3 protein-coding genes are annotated in these 1,614 nt (G+C 33.3%); all 3 read right to left on the reverse strand.

The annotated features are described in order from the left end of the window. The coding region (locus P8M54_RS07795) for a DUF2851 family protein (protein ID WP_300286935.1) at window positions 1–136 on the reverse strand (136 nt) is incomplete at its 3' end. 58 nt (window positions 137–194) lie between these two features. Further along, window positions 195–677, reverse strand: coding sequence for a 3'-5' exonuclease (locus P8M54_RS07800; protein ID WP_300286930.1), 483 nt, complete (start codon window positions 675–677; stop codon window positions 195–197). Between the two features lie 112 nt (window positions 678–789). After that, window positions 790–1,614: pyridoxal-phosphate dependent enzyme (locus P8M54_RS07805; RefSeq protein WP_300286932.1), on the reverse strand; the 825-nt coding region annotated here is incomplete at its 5' end.

The raw sequence follows: 1,614 nt of genomic DNA on the forward strand, positions 1-1,614 counted from the left end.
TAAAAAAGTCTGGACCAGCCAGTTCTAAATATTGACCAACATTAGAAATTAAGATTTCCTCATTCTTTACAGTCCGCAAATTCAGTGTATCAAATTTTTTGAATTTCCAGAGGTGATGTAAAAAAGCTTCTTTCATAATATAAGTTGGTTAAACCACTAATATAATGAAAATAAACGCTTTAACAAATTGAAATTTATTTCAATAGATATAATTGAGCACAAGCTCTTGCATCAGAAAGCGCCTCATGATGATTCAAAGTAATATTCATTTCGCGGCAACAATCACTTAATTTGGTAGGTTTTAAACCTTTTGCTTTATATATTTTGACAGTACACTCCCACTTAGCTGCAATATTCAAACAATTATAATCCAGATTATATAGCGCCATTGATTTACTTAAAACATTTCGATCGAAGCTTTCATTATGAGCTACGACTACTTTACCTTGAAGCCTTCTTTGGATTTCTGGAAATAGCTGAGAGAATGTTTTTGCGTTTGCGGTATCCCTAGGATGTATGCCATGTACTTGAATTGTATAGGGCGAGTACAAATTATTTGGCGGCTTAATTAAAGTAACATATTCATCTGTAATTACTCCGTTTTCGACAGTAACTAGTCCCACTGAACAAGGATGATGTCCTATGGCAGTTTCGAAATCTATAGCGGTAAAAGTCATTTTTATTTTTTTGTTTATATCGTAAAATCATAAGCATAAAAAACCACGAATTTTTATTCTAAATATATATCTTGAATAAAGACTCGTGGCCCAATAAATTATTTGATATGATTTATTTTATAGAACCAATAATATCATACTTTGTAATAATATGGTGTTTACCATTTCCTAGATCAACTAGCACTGCTTGATTTTCCTTACTGAATAATTTAGAAACCTCTTCAATGGTAGTTCCTAGTTGTACAATAGGATATGCTTTACCCATCACTTCTCGTATTGGTCTTTCGGCAGTATTTTTATCAGAAACATAGCTTTGAAATAAATCAGACTCGTCTAATGAACCCACAAAACCTGTAATGTCCATTACTGGTATTTGAGAAATCTTATATTTACGCATCCTCTCGATTGCATGAGAGACTAACTCTTCAGTTCTTGCTACTATTAGCTGCTTGTCAATATGATCTTTGATCACATCTTCTGCCTTTGTAATTGTTTCGTCTAAGAAACCTCTTTCGCGCATCCAATCATCATTAAACATCTTCCCTACGTAGCGACTTCCTGAATCATGAAACAAAACAACAACGACGTCTTCTGGTTTGAAATGATCTTTTAATTGCAAAAGTCCTTTGATAGCTGCACCTGCTGAATTACCAACAAATATACCTTCTTCTAGTGCTATTTTTCTAGTATAAACCGCCGCGTCCTTATCTGTTACTTTGGTAAAACCATCTATGATAGAAAAGTTTACATTTTCTGGCAAAATATCTTCTCCAATACCCTCTGTGATATATGAATAAATTTCGTTTTCATCAAAAACACCCGTTTCATGATACTTTTTAAAAACAGAACCATAGGTGTCGATTCCCCAGATTTTAATATTTGGATTTTGTTCCTTCAGATATTTACCAACTCCTGAAATTGTACCTCCAGTTCCCAC

Origin of the sequence: Flavobacterium sp. (assembly GCF_029242675.1) — a bacterium.
In the GTDB taxonomy this organism is placed as follows: Bacteria; Bacteroidota; Bacteroidia; order Flavobacteriales; family Flavobacteriaceae; genus Flavobacterium.

Bases quoted from the DNA above. Each gene is read 5' to 3' on its own strand.
- P8M54_RS07800 (WP_300286930.1), bottom strand. From the start codon at position 677: ATGACTTTTACCGCTATAGATTTCGAAACTGCCATAGGACATCATCCT.